Origin of the sequence: Pseudomonas sp. B21-023, from assembly GCF_024749165.1 — a bacterium.
Taxonomy (GTDB): domain Bacteria; phylum Pseudomonadota; class Gammaproteobacteria; order Pseudomonadales; family Pseudomonadaceae; genus Aquipseudomonas.
Genome location: NZ_CP087190.1, coordinates 442,345 through 460,231, shown reverse-complemented (window position 1 = coordinate 460,231; position 17,887 = coordinate 442,345). Strand labels below are relative to the sequence as shown.

The following is a 17,887-nucleotide window of genomic DNA, read 5'->3' as shown; positions in this document are numbered from 1 at the left end:
GGATCTCCTTTCTAATTCAGCGTTGCAGCTCGGCAGATTCCCGGACCGGCTCGCCACCACCGGCGCGTGGTTTGCACCACAGCAGGTAGGAGGCCACCAGGAACACCACCCAGATTACCCCGACGATCAATGCCGCCTGGGTGTCGGGGAAGTAGCCGAGCACACCGAAGATGAACACCATGAAGGCAATGGCCAGGGCCGGCCCATAGGGCCAGAAGGGTACCGGGAACTTGAGCTGGGCGACCTCCTCGCGGCTCATGCTGCGGCGCATGGCAACCTGGGTGACCAGGATCATCAGCCACACCCACACAGTGGCGAAGGTGGCGATCGAAGCGATCAGCAGGAACACGTTCTCCGGGATCAGGTAGTTGAGCAGAACGCCGACCAGCAGCGCCGCCCCCATCACCACCACGGTCATCCACGGCACACCGTGCCTGGATAGCTTGCCAAAGCCACGCGGCGCCTGGCCGTGCTGGGACAGGCCGTACATCATCCGGCCAGCGCCGAAGATGTCGCTGTTGATCGCAGAGATGGCTGCCGAAATCACTACGATGTTCAGCACCGCCGCTGCCGAGCCAATCCCCAGGTTGCTGAAGATCTGCACGAACGGGCTACCCTGGCTGCCGATCTGCGGCCAGGGGTACAGGCACATCAGCACGAACAGGGTCAGCACGTAGAACAGCAGGATGCGCAGCGGCACGGCGTTGATCGCTTTCGGGATCACGCGTTGCGGGTCTTTCGCTTCACCTGCGGTGACGCCGATGATCTCGATGCCGCCAAAGGCGAACATCACCACCGCGAACGAAGCGATCAGGCCGCTGACGCCATTGGGCATGAAGCCGCCATGTTCGAACAGGTTGCTCACCCCGACAGCCTGCCCGGTGCCCACCTGGCTGAAACCGAAGGCCATGATGCCGAGACCTGCGAGGATCATCGCGACGATGGCGCCGACCTTGAGCAGCGACAGCCAGAACTCCATCTCGCCGAACACCCGTACGTTGCACAGGTTCAGGCCGCCGATCAGGAAGACGATACCGAGTACCCAGATCCAGCGTGCCACTTCGGGGAACCAGAAGCCCATGTAGATCCCGAAGGCCGTGACGTCGGCGATGGCGACGATGACCATCTCGAAGGCGTAGGTCCAGCCGAGGATGAAGCCGGCCATGGGGCCGAGGTAGGTGCTGGCGTAGTGGCCGAAGGAGCCGGACACCGGATTGTGCACGGCCATTTCGCCGAGGGCGCGCATGACCATGAATACTGCGGCGCCGCCGATCAGGTAGGCCAGCAGCACGGCCGGGCCGGCCATCTGGATGGCCGAGGCCGAACCGTAGAAAAGCCCGGTACCGATTGCCGAACCGAGCGCCATGAAACGGATGTGCCGGGCCGATAGCCCGCGCTTGAGACCTTGAGCTTGTTGCATGTCACGTCCTTATTGTTGTTCTGGTCGTGATATCGGGATGGGGTCTGCTGCGCAGCCCAATCGCCGGCAAGCCGGCTCCCACACAAGCAGTTGTGGGAGCCGGCTTGCCGGCGATGGGCCGCAAAGCGGCCCCGAGGGCGTTACAGGCTTGGCAGGACGCCAACCGGCAGCAGCCCGGTCAGCGTGCCTTTGGCCAGCAACGCGGCAGCCGCCTCGATATCCGGCGAGAAGAAACGGTCGCGGTCATAGTGCGGCACTTCGCGACGCAGCGCCTGGCGCGCCTGTTCCAGCTTGGCGGAGGTCTTCAGCCCCTTGCGCAGGTCCAGACCCTGGCAGGCGCCCAACCATTCGATGGCCAGCACGCCACGGGTGTTCTCGGCCATCTCCCACAGGCGCTTGCCGGCGGCCGGGGCCATCGAGACATGGTCTTCCTGGTTGGCGGAGGTCGGCAGGCTGTCGACGCTGTGCGGGTGCGACAGTGCCTTGTTCTCGCTGGCCAGGGCGGCTGCGGTGACCTGGGCGATCATGAAGCCGGAGTTCACACCACCGTTTTCCACCAGGAACGGCGGCAGCTGGGACATGTGCTTGTCCATCATCAACGAGATGCGGCGCTCGCTCAGCGAGCCGATCTCGGCAATGGCCAGGGCCAGGTTGTCGGCGGCCATGGCCACCGGCTCGGCGTGGAAGTTGCCACCGGAGATCACGTCACCCTCGGCGGCGAACACCAGCGGGTTGTCCGACACGGCGTTGGCTTCGATGCCCAGCACTTCGGCGGCCTGGCGGATCTGGGTCAGGCAGGCACCCATGACTTGCGGCTGGCAGCGCAGCGAGTACGGGTCCTGGACCTTGTCGCAGTTTTTGTGCGACAGCGAGACTTCGCTGGAATCGCCCAGCAGGTCGCGGAAGCAGGCGGCGGTATCGATCTGGCCACGCTGACCGCGCACTTCATGGATGCGCGCATCGAACGGCGAGCGCGAACCCAGCGCCGCCTCGACGCTCAGGCCGCCACAGGCGATGGCCGCGGCGTACAGGTCTTCGGCCTGGAACAGGCCACGCAGGGCGTAGGCGGTGGACGCCTGGGTACCGTTGAGCAAGGCCAGGCCTTCTTTCGCGGCCAGCGTCAGCGGCTCCAGGCCAGCGACGGCCAGGGCTTCAGAGGCCGGCAACCACTGGCCCTTGTAGCGGGCCTTGCCCTCGCCCAGCAGCACCAGCGACATGTGCGCCAGCGGCGCCAGGTCGCCGGAGGCGCCGACCGAACCTTTCAGCGGGATGTGTGGGTAGACTTCGGCGTTGACCAGGCCGATCAGCGCATCGATGACTTTGCGGCGGATACCGGAGAAACCACGGCTCAGGCTGTTGATCTTGAGCACCATGATCAGGCGTACCAGGTCGTCATCCAGTGGCGCGCCGATACCGGCGGCATGCGACAGCACCAGCGAGCGCTGCAGGTTTTCCAGATCGTGGCTGGCGATGCGGGTCGAGGCCAGCAGGCCGAAACCGGTGTTGATGCCATAGGCGGTACGGTCTTCGGCGATGATCTGCTCGACGCAGGCGACGCTGGCGTCGATGGCGGGCGCGGCGCTGGCATCGAGCTGCAGGCGCACGGGCGCGGCGTGGATGGCGCGCAGTTGGGCCAGGGTCAGGGTGCCGGGCTTGAGGGTCAATTCGGTCACTTCGCTACTCCAATCGCGGGGGCCATGGCCCCCTTCTTGTTGTTCAGTATCACCCGTGAAGGGTGCGATCCAAAGCGCGGCGATCAGCCGGTGATCATCGGCAGGTCCAGGCCCTGCTCCTTGGCGCAGTCGATGGCGATCTGGTAGCCGGCGTCGGCGTGGCGCATCACGCCGGTGCCCGGGTCGTTGGTCAGTACGCGGGCGATACGCTCGGCGGCTTCATCGGTACCGTCGCAGACGATGACCATGCCCGAATGCTGGGAGAAGCCCATGCCCACGCCGCCGCCGTGGTGCAGCGAGACCCAGGTGGCGCCGCCTGCGGTGTTGAGCAGGGCGTTGAGCAGCGGCCAGTCGGAGACCGCGTCGGAGCCGTCGCGCATGGCTTCGGTTTCACGGTTGGGGCTGGACACCGAGCCCGAGTCCAGGTGGTCGCGGCCAATGACGACCGGCGCCGACAGTTCGCCGCTGCGGACCATTTCGTTGAAGGCCAGGCCCAGCTTGGCGCGCAGGCCCAGGCCAACCCAGCAGATACGTGCCGGCAGGCCCTGGAAGCTGATGCGCTCGCGGGCCATGTCCAGCCAGCGGTGCAGGTGGGCGTCGTCGGGGATCAGTTCCTTGACCTTGGCGTCGGTCTTGTAGATGTCCTCGGCGTCACCGGACAGCGCAGCCCAGCGGAACGGGCCGACACCGCGGCAGAACAGCGGGCGGATGTACGCCGGGACGAAGCCCGGGAAGTCGAAGGCGTTGGCCACGCCCTCTTCCTTGGCCATCTGGCGGATGTTGTTGCCGTAGTCGAAGGTCGGGATGCCCTGCTTCTGGAAGTCGAGCATGGCTTGTACATGTACGGCCATCGACTGTTTCGCGGCCTTGACCACGCCAGCCGGGTCGGTCACTGCGCGGTCGCGATACTGTTCCCAGGTCCAGCCGGCCGGGAGGTAGCCGTTGAGCGGGTCGTGGGCGCTGGTCTGGTCGGTGACCATGTCCGGGCGCACGCCACGCTTGACCAGCTCTGGCAGGATTTCGGCGGCGTTGCCGTGCAGGGCGATGGAGATGGCCTTGCCTTCGGCGGTGTACTTGGCGATGCGCGCCAGGGCGTCGTCCAGGTCAGTGGCCTGCTCGTCGACGTAGCGGGTCTCGAGGCGGAAGTCGATGCGGCTCTGCTGGCACTCGATGTTCAGCGAGCAGGCGCCGGCAAGTGTTGCCGCCAGAGGCTGGGCGCCGCCCATGCCGCCCAGGCCCGCGGTCAGTACCCACTTGCCCTTGAGGCTGCCGTTGTAGTGCTGGCGGCCGGCCTCGACGAAGGTTTCGTAGGTGCCCTGGACGATGCCCTGGCTGCCGATGTAGATCCAGCTGCCGGCGGTCATCTGGCCGTACATGGCCAGGCCCTTGGCATCCAGTTCGTTGAAGTGTTCCCAGTTGGCCCAGTGCGGCACCAGGTTGGAGTTGGCGATCAGCACGCGCGGGGCGTTGCTGTGGGTCTTGAACACGCCGACCGGCTTGCCCGACTGCACCAGCAGGGTTTCGTCGTCTTCCAGGCGGGTCAGGGTCTCGACGATCTTGTCGTAGCACTCCCAGTTGCGCGCGGCGCGGCCGATGCCACCGTACACCACCAGCTCTTTCGGGTTTTCGGCGACCTGCGGGTCGAGGTTGTTCATCAGCATGCGCAGCGGGGCTTCGGTGAGCCAGCTCTTGGCGGTCAGCTTGTTGCCACGCGGGGCACGGATTTCTACGTCACGGTACTTGTTGTTGTCAGTCACGGGGATGTCCTCTGCGGTCGTCCGACGGCATGTGTGTGTCGTGGTGACTATACAAACACACCTTTACTTGTATGTACAAGCATAGGCAACCAAAAAAGAGTGACCATTCCTCGGACGAAAAACGAGAAAGGGGCCGCTACGCGCCCCATCGCTGGCAAGCCAGCTCCCACAGGGTTCACTTGGCCCATGTGGGAGCTGGCTTGCCAGCGATGGGCTGCATAGCAGCCCCTTTCAGCGATGACAGATCAGTGTGAAATCAGCTCGATCAGGCAGAACCGCCCCTGTACATCCATTTCCAGCAACCCTTCATTGCCATCGATCCGCAGACAGTCATAGCGCCCAAGCTGCTGCGTCTCCTCCCCAGCCAGCCCCACCTCGACATGAGTGCTGGCGGCAAACAGCAACAGCGTCGACGCCGAGCTGAAGAGCCGGCTACTGCCATCGAACCACTGCAACCGCGCCCGATACCGCTGCGGCGCATAGATCAGGTTGAAATCGCGAATCGCCCCGCCCAACAGCTTGCAGCTCACCTGGCTTTCGCCACTGAAGGCGAACGCATCGAACGGCAGCAACGGCCGGCTGGCCTGGCCATCGACCAGCAGGCGCATGCCATCGCCCTGCAATACGGTGATGATCCGCTGGTACCCGGTGAAGCTGGAAAAACCACCGGACTCCTCGATATCGGCGATCGACAGGCGCCAGCCGAAACCGTCCAGGCTGTCGCCTGCGTCGCGGGTGATCTCTTCGGTGAAACCGCCACCGTTCTTCCAGGGCATGCGCGGGTAGTCCTGGGCACGCAACAGCTGCAACTGGGTCATTTGCTGAATCGTCCTTCCAGACGGTGACGGGAACCGGGGTGGATCAGGCGCGCAGCGGTGACCGGCTGGCGCCCCGACCAGGTGCGACGGCGGATCAACAGGCACGGCTCGCCCCGCTCGATCTGCAGCAGCTTGCATTCTTCAGGTTCGGCAAGGATCGCCTCGACCACGTGCTCGCCTTCAGTGAGCGGCGCCACCTGCGACAGGTAGGCGTAGGGCGTCTGCCGGGTGAAATCCTGCTTGAGGTAATCCGGAGCGATGGCAGCGTTGACGTAGCGGTCCTCGATCTGCACCGGCACGCCATTTTCGTAATGCACGATCAGCGAGTGGAACACCCGCTGCCCTTCGCGCATGTCCAGGGCCAGGGCGCGCTCGGAGCCGGCGGCCTCTTCGGCAAGCTTTATCACCTGGCAGCTATGCTGGTGGCCACGGCCGGCGATCTCGTCGGCGATGTTGTTGACCTCGAACAGCGCCGAGCGGCTCTTGGGCTCGGCGACGAAAGTGCCGACGCCCTGCATGCGCACCAGCAGGCCTTCGGCGGTGAGTTCGCGCAGTGCGCGGTTGATGGTCATGCGGCTGAAGCCCAGCTCGCTGACCAGTTCGCTTTCCGATGGCACGCGGTGATGAGGCGGCCAGTTGCCGCTCTCGATCTGCTGGATGATCATCTGTTTCACCCGGGCGTAGAGCGGCGCCGGCCCTTCGCCCATCTGGGCAACCAGCGCGGAGACAGGAAGTGTCGGCACGGCGTTGAATCCTTGTGCGGTTGGAGTGAACGGTAGCTTGCCGGAGTTTACCCGGCAGGCAAACGGCTGTATATGTATATACAAGTTAACAATAACAGGATTTCACCGATGCCCGCCTACTTCGCCGAACGCGCCCTGCTCCCTTCGGGCTGGGCCCGCAATGTCCGCCTGGAGGTCGCTGCCGACGGTCAGCTGGCGGCGATAATGACCGATGCCGACGCCAAAGGCGCCGAGCGCCTGGGCGGCCCGCTGTTGCCAGGCATGCCCAACCTGCACTCGCATGCGTTCCAGCGGGCCATGGCAGGGCTGGCGGAAGTGGCCGGCAATCCCAATGACAGCTTCTGGACCTGGCGCGAACTGATGTACCGCCTGGTCGGCCGGATCACGCCGGAGCAACTGCAGGTCATCGCGCGCCAGTTGTATATCGAGATGCTCAAGGCCGGCTACACCTCGGTGGCCGAATTCCACTATGTGCACCATGACCAGCACGGGCAGGCCTACGCGGACCCCGCCGAACTGTCGCGACGCATCAGCGCCGCCGCAGCCGCCAGCGGCATCGGCCTGACCTTGCTGCCGGTCCTGTACAGCCACGCCGGGTTTGGCGGCCAGGCGCCCAATGACGGCCAACGGCGCTTCATCAACTCAACCGAACAGTACCTGCGCCTGCAACAGCAACTAGCGCCATTGCTGGCACAACAGCCGGCGCAGACATTGGGGTTGTGCTTCCACTCGCTACGCGCCGTGACACCAGGGCAGATCACCGATGTGCTCGGTGCGGGCGACAGGACCTGCCCGATCCATATCCACATTGCCGAGCAACAGAAGGAAGTCGATGACTGCCTGGCCTGGAGCGGCCGCCGTCCACTGCAATGGCTGTACGAGCAGGTCGATGTCGATCAGCGCTGGTGCCTGGTCCATGCCACCCACGCCGAAGCCGACGAAGTTGCCGCCATGGCCCGCAGTGGCGCGGTGGCCGGGTTGTGCCTGACCACCGAGGCGAACCTGGGTGACGGCATCTTCCCGGCGGTGGACTACCTGGCCCAGGGCGGGCGGATGGGTATCGGCTCGGACAGCCATGTGTCTTTGAGCGTGGTCGAGGAACTGCGCTGGCTGGAGTATGGCCAGCGCATGCGTGACCAGCGGCGCAATCGCCTGTATCGCGCCGATCAGCCGATGGTTGGTCGAACCTTGTACGACGCCGCGCTGCTGGGCGGTGCCCAGGCGCTGGGGCAGCCGATCGGCGAACTGGCCGTGGGCAAGCGGGCGGACTGGCTGGTACTGGACGGGCAGGATCCGTATCTGGCCGTGGCCGCCGGCGATGCCATTCTCAACCGCTGGTTGTTCGCGGGTTCTGATCGCCAGGTACGCGATGTGATGGTCAACGGGCAGTGGGTTGTACGCCAAGGGCGGCATGAACAGGAGGAGGAAAGCGCGGCAGCGTTTGTACAAGTGCTGCGTCAGTTGCTGGACTGACAGTCGAAACATCGCGGGGCCCGCCCCCACAGGTAGTATGGGGAGCGGGTTTGCCCCGCGATGGCGTCCTCAATGCCGGGCGACGATGCTCTTGTCGGGCGTGCGCCAGATCAGGCGGCTGGTATCAAAGCCCTGCTGCCGCGCCTTGGCCAGCAGGTTTTCACGCTCCCACGCCGGCAACGAAGGCGTACGCGAAAGAATCCACAGGTACTTGCGGTCCGGGCTGCCGACAATCGCCGTGCGATAGCGCTCGTCGACGAACAGGATCCAGTAGTCCCCCTTGGCCACCCCGGGCACCAGGCGAGTGAACCAATTGTCGAACTCCACCCACAGCTTGTCGGTATGCCCCGCCTGCTGCGGCGTCGCATGGCCCTCGGCACGCAGCCATTCATCACCCAGGGTACGGCAACGGTTCAGCACGCCGACCGTGCCATCGGGCTTGAGGTTGTAATGGGCCTCGGACTGGGCGCAACCGTCCTGGTACTTCATTGGCAGGCGCGCCAGCTCGAACCATTTGCCCTGGTAACGCTTGAGGTCGACCGCACCTGCGGTCTTCGGCGCCAGCGGGTCGGTGGCCGAGGTGGCGCAGCCACCGAGCAGCATCACCAAGCACACGCCCAGCAGCAGGTGCAGGTGCCTCATTTGAGGCCCTGCCCGGAATACATCAGGACCTTGTCCGCCGCGTACTGCACGCTGATGAAGCTCTTCTCGTCACCCCAGGTGCAGCTGCTCATGCCCAGCGCGCCGGAACACTCCTTGGGCGTGCCGAGCAACTGCTCGACTTCGGCCTTGTTCATGCCGGCCTTGAGCTTGGAATAGTTTTCCTGGTTGATCTTGCTGCAAGCGGTCAGGACGACGCACAAGGACAACAGGGCGAGGGAACGCAACGACATGAAGGGACACTCCTGGAGATGGATACACAGGCGCGAGGGCCTGCAGGGAGCTTAGAAGGGAAAAAGGCTCCTCGGTTCCCTGGCCGACGAGGTTTCGTTGTGCACCGTTGGTCGCCTGGCGCGCAAACGATTAATGTTTTATCCCTGTGCGTCGACATAAAGCGGTGGTGTGGCTTTTTGCCGCACCCCTCCCCTTCGTGCCCGTGCGCAGATTCCAAGAAAAATGACCAAGAACCTCAAGTTCAGCCACAAGATCCTGCTGGCCGCCGCCCTGGTGGTGGCCGTCGCCTTCACTTGCTTCGTCCTGTTCAACGACTACCGACAGCGTCAGTCGCTGCGTAGCGACACCGAGTCGACGCTGCAATCGCTGGGCAACCTCACCGCCGGCAACATCCGCACCTGGCTCGACAGCCGCATCCAGCTGGTGAACTCGGTGGCACAGCAGATTGCCGTCGACGGTCCCGCCAAGAGCAGCCTCGAGCGCATCCTGGCGCTGCCGGTGTACGGCAGCAACTTCATCCTCACCTACTTCGGCGGCCAGGACGGCAGCATGCAGTCGGTGCCGGTGGGCAACCGCGCCGCCGACTACGACCCGCGCGTTCGCGGCTGGTACAAGGCGGCCAGCACCGCGGGCCAGACCATCGTCACCGAACCGTACATCTCGGCATCGGCCGGCAAGCTGGTCATTACCCTGGCCACTCCGGTGCAACAGGGCGGGCGCATGATCGGCGTCAGCGGTGTCGACACCGATCTGCAGACCATCAGCAACCTGATCAACACCCTGGACTTCGGCGGCCACGGGCACGCCTTCATCGTCAACGGCGAGGGCAAGGTGCTCATCCACCCCAAGGGCGAACTGGCGCTCAAGCCCCTGGCGGAAGTCTACCCTGGCAGTAACCTGCGCATCGGCAGCGGGCTGAAGGAAGTGGAGGTCGAGGGTCGCAAACAGTTCATCAACTTCACCCACGTCGATGGCGTGCCCTCGGCGGACTGGTACGTGGCGCTGGTGCTGGACCAGGATGCGGCCTTCGCCATGCTCGGCGAGCTGCGCACTTCGGCCGTGGTGGCGACACTGATCGCGGTGGTGGTGATCATCGCCCTGCTCGGCTTGCTGATCCGCGTGCTGATGGAACCGCTGCACGTCATGGGCCGCGCCATGCGCGACATCGCCGAGGGCGAAGGCGACCTGACCCGGCGCCTGGCCATCCACGCCCAGGACGAGTTCGGCAGTCTGGCGCAGTCGTTCAACCGCTTCGTCGAGCGGATCCACGAATCGATCCGCGAAGTGGCCTCGGCCACCGGCCAGGTGAATGCCGTGGCCGGTCAGGTGGTCAGCGCCTCGAATGCCTCGATCCACAACGCCGACCAGCAGTCCAGCCGCACCAGCAGTGTCGCCGCGGCGATCAACCAGCTCGGCGCCGCCGCCCAGGAGATCGCCCAGAACGCCGCCCTCGCCTCGCAGCACTCCAGCGCCGCCCGCGGCCTGGCTGAAGAGGGCCAGCAGGTGGTGGGCGAAACCATCGACGTGATGAATCAGTTGTCGGCGCGCATCAGTGATGCCAGCGGCAACATCGAAACGCTGAACAACCACACGGCCAACATCGGCCAGATCCTCGATGTGATCAGCGGCATTTCGCAGCAGACCAACCTGTTGGCGCTCAACGCGGCCATCGAGGCGGCCCGTGCCGGCGAAGCCGGGCGTGGTTTCGCGGTGGTGGCCGACGAGGTGCGCAACCTGGCACACCGCACCCAGGACTCGGCACAGCAGGTGCAGCGCCTGATCGAGGAGCTGCAGGCCGGGGCCCAGGTGGCCGTGAGCACCATGAACCAGAGCCAGCAACACAGCGACCGCAGTGTCGGCATCGCCAACCAGGCCGGCGAACGCCTGGGCAGTGTCACCCAGCGCATCGGCGAGATCGACGGCATGAACCAGTCGGTGGCCACCGCCACGGAAGAGCAAACGGCCGTGGTCGAGTCGATCAATGTCGACATCACCGAGATCAATACGCTGAATCAGGAAGGGGTGCAGAACCTGCAGAGCACCTTGCGTGCCTGCACCGACCTGGAGCATCAGGTCGAGCGGTTGAAGCATCTGGTGGGGAGTTTCAGGATCTGAGATGGCCGGGGCCGCTTCGCGGCCCATCGCTGGCAAGCCAGCTCCCACAGGGATAGCGCCAGACCCGAATGCAGCGCTTATCCTGTGGGAGCTGGCTTGCCAGCGATAGGGCTGCAAAGCAGCCCCACTGGCACTAGAACCTGGACCCAGGCTCCAGCAGGAAGTCCATCTCTTCACTGGTGCTCGGGCGGTTCAGCACCAGGTTGCGGTGCGGGAAGCGCCCGAAGCGGGCGATCACCCGCTGGTGCTGCTCGGCATAGTCGAGGAAGCCTTCAAACAACCGACGGCTGGCCTCGGGCTGCTCGTCCAGCAAAGTCTGGTAACGCTCGACGCACAGGTTTTGCCAGTCCAGCACCTCGGCATGCTCCAGCACCAATAGCACGAACACCCGCTGGATCGGCAGCAGCTGGTAGTCCCAGCCCTTCTGCAACCCCTGCATCGCCACTACCTGGGCACGCCGGTCACCCTCGAAGGCACGCGGCGTGTCGCGATAGATCATGCGCGGCAGCTGATCCAGCAGCAGCAGCAGACCGAGCCAGCCCTGGGGGCTCTGCTGCCACTCGTCGAGCCCGCCCGCCAGGGCTTGCTCGACCAGGTCGCCGAACAGCGCCTGGGCATCGACGTCGTGATGCTTGCCGAACCACAGCGTGTTCTTCTCGTCAGCCACGGCCTGGGCACTTGTGCCCCAACCGAACCACCACTCCAGCAACGGCTGCCAAGGTGCGAGCATGACTTACTCCTTGTGGTAGGCGGTGACGCGCTCGACCTCTTCCTTCGAGCCGAGGATCACCGACACGCGCTGGTGCAGGCTCTCCGGCTTGATGTCGAGGATACGCTCGTAACCGTTGGTGGAGGCGCCGCCTGCCTGTTCGATGATGAACGACATCGGGTTGGCTTCGTACATCAGGCGCAGCTTGCCCGGCTTGCTCGGCTCGCGGGCATCGCGTGGGTACATGAACAGGCCGCCACGGGTCAGGATGCGATGCACGTCGGCCACCATCGAGGCGATCCAGCGCATGTTGTAGTTCTTTTTCAGCGGCCCGGTCTCGCCGGCCAGCAGCTCGCCCACGTAGCGTTGCACCGGGGCTTCCCAGTGGCGCTGGTTGGACATGTTGATGGCGAACTCGGCGGTGGTGGCCGGTACCTGGATGTTTTCGTGGGTCAGGACGAAGCTGCCCAGCTCGCGGTCCAGGGTGAAGCCCTTGACGCCGTTGCCCAGGGTCAGGATCAGCATGGTCTGCGGGCCGTAGATGGCGTAACCGGCGGCGACCTGCTGGGTGCCTGGCTGCAGGAATGCATTCTCGTTCAGGGTTTCGTTCTGGCTCAGGTATTCGTTCGGGCAACGCAGCACCGAGAAGATGGTGCCGACCGAGACGTTGACGTCGATGTTCGACGAGCCGTCCAGCGGGTCAAAGACCAGCAGGTAGGCGCCTTTGGGGTACTTGCCCGGGATCTGGTAGGCATTGTCCATCTCTTCGGAGGCCATGCCGGCCAGGTGACCGCCCCACTCGTTGGCTTCGAGCAGGATGTCGTTGGAAATCACGTCGAGCTTCTTCTGCACCTCGCCCTGCACGTTCTCGGTGCCCATGCTGCCCAGCACGCCGCCCAGGGCGCCCTTGGACACGTGGTGACTGATCTCCTTGCACGCACGCGCCACCACTTCGATCAGGAAGCGCAGATCGGCAGGGGTATTGTTGCTGCGGGTCTGCTCAATCAGATAGCGACTCAGGGTAACGCGGGACATGTATGGCTCCGAAAAGGAAAGGGGGAGAAAAACCCCCGCAGTTTACAGGGAGAGTGACGGGCTAGCGAGCAAAGAGACTCGTGTGGCAGATCAGAGGGCTCATTGGGCTTTGAGTTCACGCAGCTTGTCGATTAGGGCTGCTGCGCAGCCCATCGCCGGCAAGCCGGCTCCCACAGAGTTTGGCGGTGCTGTGGATCTTTGTGGGAGCCGGCTTGCCGGCGATGGGCCGCAAAGCGGCCCCGGTGTGCTAATCCAAGGCCTTCCAGATCTCGGTCGCATACTCGCGAATGGTCCGGTCCGACGAGAACCAGCCCATCCGCGCCGTGTTCAGCACTGCCACGCGCCACCAGTCCTGCGGCGCGTGCCACAACTCCTCGACTCGCCGCTGGGCGTCCCAGTAGGCATCGAAGTCGGCGCACACCAGGAAGCGGTCGTAGGCGATCAGCCCGTCCACCAATCCGGCATAGCGCGCCGGATCATCAGGCGAGAACACCCCGCTGCGAATCGCCTGCAGCACGTCGCCCAGACGATGGGAGGCAGCGATCGCCGACGCGGCGCCAAAGTCGCCGCTGCGCTTGCGTGCCTCCACCTGCTGCGCGGTCAGGCCGAAGATGAACATGTTCTCCGCCCCCACCTGCTCGCACATCTCGACGTTGGCGCCATCGAGGGTGCCGATGGTCAGCGCGCCATTGAGGCCGAACTTCATGTTGCTGGTGCCGGAGGCCTCGTAGCCGGCCGTGGAAATCTGCTCGGACAGGTCAGCCGCCGGGATGATGCTCTCGGCCAGGCTGACGTTGTAGTTGGGCAGGAACACCACCTTGAGCAGGCCGCGCACCGTGGGGTCGTTGTTGACCACCCGGGCGATGTCGTTGGCCAGCTTGATGATCAGCTTGGCCTGGTGGTAGCTGGCCGCCGCCTTGCCGGCGAAAATCTTCACCCGCGGCACCCAGTCGGTGCCGGGGTCGTTGCGGATGGCCTGGTACAGCGCCACCGTGTGCAGCAGATTGAGCAACTGGCGCTTGTACTCGTGGATGCGCTTGACCTGCACATCGAACAGCGCCTCCGGGTTGACCGTCACGCCGATCCGGTCCTGGATGATGCTGGCCAGGGCGCGCTTGCTGTGCAGGCGCTGGGCGGCGAACTGCTTGCGGAAGGTGGCCTTGTCGGCGAAGGGCGCCAGTGCCTTGAGCTTGCCTTCCGGGTCATCCAGCACCTCCGGCCCCAGCGCCTCGATCAGCATCGCCGTGAGCGGCGGGTTGGCCTGGTACAGCCAACGGCGGAAGGTGATGCCATTGGTCTTGTTGTTGATTCGCTGCGGGTAGAGCTTGTGCAGCTCGGCGAACACCGTGCTTTTCATCAGCTTGCTGTGCAGCGCCGACACGCCGTTGACGCTGTGCGAGCCAAGGAACGCGAGGTTGCCCATGCGCACCCGGCGGCCATTGTCCTCCTCGATCAGCGACACCGCGCGCAGCACGTCGAAGTCGTGCAGGCCTTTGGCCCGCAGTGCGTCGATATGGTAGGCGTTGATCAGGTAGATGATCTGCATGTGCCGCGGCAGCATGCGCTCCATCAATGCCACCGGCCAGGTTTCCAGGGCTTCGGGCAACAAGGTGTGGTTGGTGTAGGCCAGGGTGCCGACGGTCAGCGCCCACGCTTTGTCCCAGGGGATTTCGTGCTGGTCGACCAGCAGGCGCATCAGCTCGGCCACGGCAATCGACGGGTGGGTGTCGTTGAGCTGGATGGCCGCGGCATCCGGCAGGTTGAGCAGGTCCTTGTGCATGTTCAGGTGGCGTCGCAGCAGGTCCTGCAGCGAGGCCGAAACGAAGAAGTACTCCTGGCGCAGGCGCAACTCCTGGCCAGCCTCAGTGCTGTCGGCCGGGTACAACACTCGCGAGATGCTTTCGGCGCGGGCCACCTCGGCCACCGCGCCCAGGTGATCACCGGCATTGAAGCGCTCCAGGTGCAGCTCCTCCAGCGCCCGGGCACGCCACAGGCGCAGGGTATTGACGCTGGAGCCGCGCCAGCCGACCACCGGCGTGTCGTAGGCCACCGCCCGCACCGTCTCGCCCGGCCACCAGACCTGACGTTGCTGGCCATTGCCTTCCTGCACGGTCTCGACGCTGCCGCCGAAACTGATCGGGTAGATCACCTCGGCCCGCTCGAACTCCCAGGGGTTACCAAAGTCCAGCCAGTTCTCGGTCTGCTCCTGCTGCCAGCCATCGACCACCGCCTGGCGGAACAACCCATGCTCGTAGCGGATGCCATAGCCATGGGCGGCAATACCCAGGGTCGACATGCTCTCCATGAAGCACGCCGCCAGGCGCCCGAGGCCACCGTTGCCGAGCGCCGCATCGGGCTCGAGCAGACGGATGCGCTCCAGGTCGACATCCAGGCCTTCGAGCGCCTCGCGGGCGATCTCCAGGTAACCGAGGTTGCTCAGGCTGTCGTACAGCAGGCGGCCGATGAGAAACTCGAGAGAGAGGTAGTACACCCGCTTCTGGCTACGGCGGTAGGCCTGGCGAGTGTGATCCATCCAGTGGTCGACCATATGGTCGCGGGCAGCCAGGGCAATGGCCTCGAACCAGTCGTGATCAAAGGCGTGTTCCGGGTCCTTGCCAACGGCGTAGGTCAGCTTGGCCAGCACGGCGGCGCGGAACGCGGCCACCTCATCGGGATGAGCTTTGGCCTCACGGGCCTTGTTTTCCTGGGACATGCGGCATCCTCGGGCAAGTAGGCGAAAGCGCAGGGAGAGTGTTCAGCCTAGACGCTCTGACACACAGCGACAGCGAGCGTTCGCGGTTTTCATCAACTGCCAGTGGAATCGGGCAAAAGGTTGTTCACAAATTGAACAACTCCGGTATGATCGCGCGCCCCAAGACCGTGATTCACCCCATAACCATGAAAACGACCCTGATCGCCGCCGCCGAAGTCGACCGCCTGGAGACCTGGCAGCGCTATGCCAGCCATATGTGCGGTGGCTGCCACTCGACCTGCTGCACCCTGCCGGTGGAGGTGAAGATCAAGGATCTGATCCGCATTGGCGTGGTGGATGAATTCGAGAAAGACGAACCGCCGAAGAACGTGGCCAAACGCCTGCAGAAGGAAGGCATCATCGAGCGCTTCAACCAGAAATCGGGGATCTTCACCCTGACCCGGATGAGCAACGATGACTGCATGTACCTGGATCGCAAGAGCCGCCTGTGCACCATCTACGACAAGCGCCCGGATACCTGCCGCAACCACCCCAAGGTCGGGCCGCGACCGGGGTATTGCGCGTACAAGCCCAAGGTGGTCGGGCGCTGAGACTGCGCCACGCCTGAAATGCTGGGCTGCAAAGCGGCCCGTATTTCTGAAGGCAAACAAAAACGCCCCCGGCCTTTCGACCGGGGGCGTTTTCATTCAGCCTGAGCTAACTCAGTTCTTGGCTTTCTTGGCAGCGCGGGTACGCTCGCCTTCGTCCAGGATCTTCTTGCGCAGACGGATCGACTTCGGCGTGACTTCGCACAGCTCGTCGTCCTGGATGAACTCCAGGGCCTGTTCCAGGGTGTGGCGAACCGGCGGTACCAGGGCGATGACTTCGTCCTTGCCCGAAGCACGCATGTTGTCGAGCTTCTTGCCTTTGGTCGGGTTCACGCCCAGGTCGTTGTCGCGGCTGTTCAGGCCGATGATCTGACCGTTGTAGATCTCCTGGCCGTGCTCGACGAACAGCTTGCCGCGCGCCTGCAGGGTTTCCAGCGAGTAGGTCAGTGCCTTGCCGGTCTCGACCGAAACCAGTACGCCGTTCAGACGGCCGGACATCTGGCCCGACTTCATGGTGTCGTAGCGATCGAAGATCGAGGTCAGGATGCCTGCACCGTTGGTCAGGGTCAGGAACTGGTTACGGAAACCGATCAGACCACGGGCCGGAATGTTGTATTCCAGGCGAACACGGCCCTTGCCATCCGGCACCATGTTGGTCAGGTCGCCTTTACGCAGACCCATTTCTTCCATGACCTTGCCCTGGGATTCTTCAGGGATGTCGATGGTGACGTTCTCGAACGGTTCCTGCTTGACGCCGTCGACTTCGCGGATGATCACTTCAGGACGGCCTACGGCCATCTCGAAGCCTTCACGGCGCATGGTTTCGATCAGAACGGACAGGTGCAGCTCGCCACGGCCCGATACCTTGAACTTGTCAGGGGAATCGGTTTCCTGGACGCGCAGGGCAACGTTGTACAGCAGCTCCTTGTCCAGACGGTCCTTGATGTTACGGCTGGTGACGAACTTGCCTTCCTTGCCGCAGAACGGCGAGTCGTTGACCTGGAAGGTCATCGAAACGGTTGGCTCGTCGACGGTCAGCGGCTTCATCGCTTCTACCGCGTCCGGGGCGCACAGGGTGTCGGAGATGAACAGCTCGTCGAAACCGCTGATGCAGACGATGTCGCCAGCCTGGGCTTCTTCGACGTCGACGCGGTGCAGGCCGTGGTGGCCCATCAGCTTCAGAATACGGCCGTTACGCTTCTTGCCGTCGACATCGATGGCAACAACCGGGGTGTTCGGCTTGATGCGGCCACGGGCGATACGGCCAACGCCGATAACACCCAGGAAGCTGTTGTAGTCCAGTGCCGAGATCTGCATCTGGAACGAGCCTTCACGGTCAACGTCCGGCGCCGGTACGTTGTCGATGATCGACTGGTACAGGGCGGTCATGTCTTCGCCCATGGCGGTGTGGTCCAGACCGGCGATGCCGTTCAGGGCCGAGGCGTAGACGACTTTGAAGTCCAGCTGTTCGTCGGTGGCGCCGAGGTTGTCGAACAGGTCGAAGATCTGGTCCAGAACCCAGTCAGGACGCGCGCCTGGACGGTCGACCTTGTTGATCACGACGATTGGCTTCAGGCCAGCTTCGAAGGCCTTCTTGGTCACGAAGCGGGTTTGCGGCATCGGGCCGTCCTGGGCGTCGACCAGCAGCAGCACGGAGTCGACCATCGACATTACACGCTCAACCTCGCCACCGAAGTCGGCGTGGCCGGGGGTGTCGACGATGTTGATGTGGTAGCCGTTCCAGTTGATGGCGGTGTTTTTCGCCAGAATGGTAATGCCGCGCTCTTTTTCCTGGTCGTTGGAGTCCATGACGCGCTCGTCGTTGAGCTCGTTACGCTCCAGGGTGCCGGACTGGCGCAGGAGTTTGTCGACCAGGGTGGTTTTACCATGGTCAACGTGGGCGATGATGGCGATGTTACGCAGATTTTCGATCACAACTGTATCTCGATC

Annotated in this window: 14 protein-coding genes and 1 pseudogene; 4 read left to right on the top strand and 11 right to left on the bottom strand. The window is 64.1% G+C overall.

The window, feature by feature from the left end:
• Positions 1–16 precede the first annotated feature (16 nt).
• From LOY42_RS02150 to hutC, 5 genes are all read right to left on the bottom strand, one after another.
• Positions 17–1,420 carry an amino acid permease gene (locus LOY42_RS02150; RefSeq protein WP_139674062.1) on the bottom strand — a complete coding sequence of 468 codons (1,404 nt, stop codon included), beginning with the start codon at positions 1,418–1,420 and terminating at the stop codon, positions 17–19.
• 140 nt (positions 1,421–1,560) lie between these two features.
• Entirely contained in the window at positions 1,561–3,093 is a 1,533-nt protein-coding gene (hutH, locus tag LOY42_RS02145; RefSeq protein ID WP_139674064.1) for a histidine ammonia-lyase, read from the bottom strand.
• Positions 3,094–3,176: 83 nt separating this feature from the next.
• Positions 3,177–4,850 carry a urocanate hydratase gene (gene hutU, locus LOY42_RS02140; RefSeq protein ID WP_038706939.1) on the bottom strand — a complete coding sequence of 558 codons (1,674 nt, stop codon included), beginning with the start codon at positions 4,848–4,850 and terminating at the stop codon, positions 3,177–3,179.
• Between the two features lie 245 nt (positions 4,851–5,095).
• The gene (locus tag LOY42_RS02135) at positions 5,096–5,668 is read right to left on the bottom strand and encodes a HutD family protein (protein WP_139674067.1); all 573 of its coding nucleotides are present in this window, start codon (positions 5,666–5,668) and stop codon (positions 5,096–5,098) included.
• Positions 5,665–6,375 carry a histidine utilization repressor gene (hutC, locus tag LOY42_RS02130; protein ID WP_173862408.1) on the bottom strand — a complete coding sequence of 237 codons (711 nt, stop codon included), beginning with the start codon at positions 6,373–6,375 and terminating at the stop codon, positions 5,665–5,667. The genes LOY42_RS02135 and hutC overlap by 4 nt, the downstream gene beginning before the upstream one ends.
• Before the next feature lie 144 nt (positions 6,376–6,519).
• Here hutC and LOY42_RS02125 point away from each other — a divergent pair, with 144 nt between their 5' ends.
• Positions 6,520–7,884 (top strand): formimidoylglutamate deiminase, encoded by a 1,365-nt coding sequence (locus LOY42_RS02125; RefSeq protein WP_258599731.1) that lies wholly within the window; start codon positions 6,520–6,522, stop codon positions 7,882–7,884.
• 69 nt (positions 7,885–7,953) lie between these two features.
• Here LOY42_RS02125 and LOY42_RS02120 read toward each other — a convergent pair whose 3' ends face one another.
• Together LOY42_RS02120 and bamE are read right to left on the bottom strand one after the other, a co-directional pair.
• A complete protein-coding gene (locus LOY42_RS02120) occupies positions 7,954–8,526 on the bottom strand; it encodes a lipocalin family protein (protein ID WP_023631132.1) in 573 nt (190 codons plus the stop codon).
• Positions 8,523–8,777 (bottom strand): outer membrane protein assembly factor BamE, encoded by a 255-nt coding sequence (bamE, locus tag LOY42_RS02115; RefSeq protein WP_011536093.1) that lies wholly within the window; start codon positions 8,775–8,777, stop codon positions 8,523–8,525. Before bamE ends, LOY42_RS02120 begins: the two co-directional genes overlap by 4 nt.
• Before the next feature lie 223 nt (positions 8,778–9,000).
• Between bamE and LOY42_RS26495 the strand changes: the two are divergent.
• Together LOY42_RS26495 and LOY42_RS26490 are read left to right on the top strand one after the other, a co-directional pair.
• A pseudogene (locus LOY42_RS26495) lies at positions 9,001–9,990 on the top strand (cache domain-containing protein); the annotation flags it as partial.
• Between the two features lie 72 nt (positions 9,991–10,062).
• Entirely contained in the window at positions 10,063–10,893 is an 831-nt protein-coding gene (locus LOY42_RS26490; RefSeq protein ID WP_371926848.1) for a methyl-accepting chemotaxis protein, read from the top strand.
• A 133-nt stretch (positions 10,894–11,026) separates the two neighbouring features.
• Here LOY42_RS26490 and LOY42_RS02105 read toward each other — a convergent pair whose 3' ends face one another.
• The 3 genes from LOY42_RS02105 to LOY42_RS02095 all read right to left on the bottom strand — a co-directional run bounded on the left by LOY42_RS02105 (position 11,027) and on the right by LOY42_RS02095 (position 15,350).
• Complete coding sequence (locus tag LOY42_RS02105; RefSeq protein WP_102681744.1) at positions 11,027–11,623, bottom strand: DUF924 family protein; 597 nt, start codon at positions 11,621–11,623, stop codon at positions 11,027–11,029.
• A 3-nt stretch (positions 11,624–11,626) separates the two neighbouring features.
• Entirely contained in the window at positions 11,627–12,637 is a 1,011-nt protein-coding gene (locus LOY42_RS02100; RefSeq protein WP_038706942.1) for a class 1 fructose-bisphosphatase, read from the bottom strand.
• Positions 12,638–12,884: 247 nt separating this feature from the next.
• Positions 12,885–15,350, bottom strand: a complete 2,466-nt coding sequence (locus LOY42_RS02095) for a glycogen/starch/alpha-glucan phosphorylase (RefSeq protein ID WP_139674080.1) — start codon at positions 15,348–15,350, stop codon at positions 12,885–12,887.
• A gap of 185 nt (positions 15,351–15,535) precedes the next feature.
• Between LOY42_RS02095 and LOY42_RS02090 the strand changes: the two genes are divergently transcribed.
• Positions 15,536–15,940, top strand: coding sequence for a YkgJ family cysteine cluster protein (locus LOY42_RS02090; protein ID WP_016712459.1), 405 nt, complete (start codon positions 15,536–15,538; stop codon positions 15,938–15,940).
• A gap of 111 nt (positions 15,941–16,051) precedes the next feature.
• Here LOY42_RS02090 and typA read toward each other — a convergent pair whose 3' ends face one another.
• Positions 16,052–17,872: a translational GTPase TypA gene (typA, locus tag LOY42_RS02085; RefSeq protein WP_139674083.1), complete on the bottom strand. Its 1,821-nt coding sequence runs from the start codon at positions 17,870–17,872 to the stop codon at positions 16,052–16,054.
• Positions 17,873–17,887: the final 15 nt, after the last annotated feature.

What these genes read in the sequence shown, in the direction of transcription:
- LOY42_RS02150 (WP_139674062.1), bottom strand. Translation starts at nt 1,420, where the DNA reads ATGCAACAAGCTCAAGGTCTCAAGCGCGGGCTATCGGCCCGGCACATC.
- LOY42_RS02135 (WP_139674067.1), bottom strand. Translation starts at nt 5,668, where the DNA reads ATGACCCAGTTGCAGCTGTTGCGTGCCCAGGACTACCCGCGCATGCCC.
- hutC (WP_173862408.1), bottom strand. Translation starts at nt 6,375, where the DNA reads ATGGGCGAAGGGCCGGCGCCGCTCTACGCCCGGGTGAAACAGATGATC.
- LOY42_RS02125 (WP_258599731.1), top strand. Translation starts at nt 6,520, where the DNA reads ATGCCCGCCTACTTCGCCGAACGCGCCCTGCTCCCTTCGGGCTGGGCC.
- LOY42_RS02120 (WP_023631132.1), bottom strand. Translation starts at nt 8,526, where the DNA reads ATGAGGCACCTGCACCTGCTGCTGGGCGTGTGCTTGGTGATGCTGCTC.
- bamE (WP_011536093.1), bottom strand. Translation starts at nt 8,777, where the DNA reads ATGTCGTTGCGTTCCCTCGCCCTGTTGTCCTTGTGCGTCGTCCTGACC.
- LOY42_RS02105 (WP_102681744.1), bottom strand. Translation starts at nt 11,623, where the DNA reads ATGCTCGCACCTTGGCAGCCGTTGCTGGAGTGGTGGTTCGGTTGGGGC.
- LOY42_RS02100 (WP_038706942.1), bottom strand. Translation starts at nt 12,637, where the DNA reads ATGTCCCGCGTTACCCTGAGTCGCTATCTGATTGAGCAGACCCGCAGC.
- LOY42_RS02095 (WP_139674080.1), bottom strand. Translation starts at nt 15,350, where the DNA reads ATGTCCCAGGAAAACAAGGCCCGTGAGGCCAAAGCTCATCCCGATGAG.
- LOY42_RS02090 (WP_016712459.1), top strand. Translation starts at nt 15,536, where the DNA reads ATGAAAACGACCCTGATCGCCGCCGCCGAAGTCGACCGCCTGGAGACC.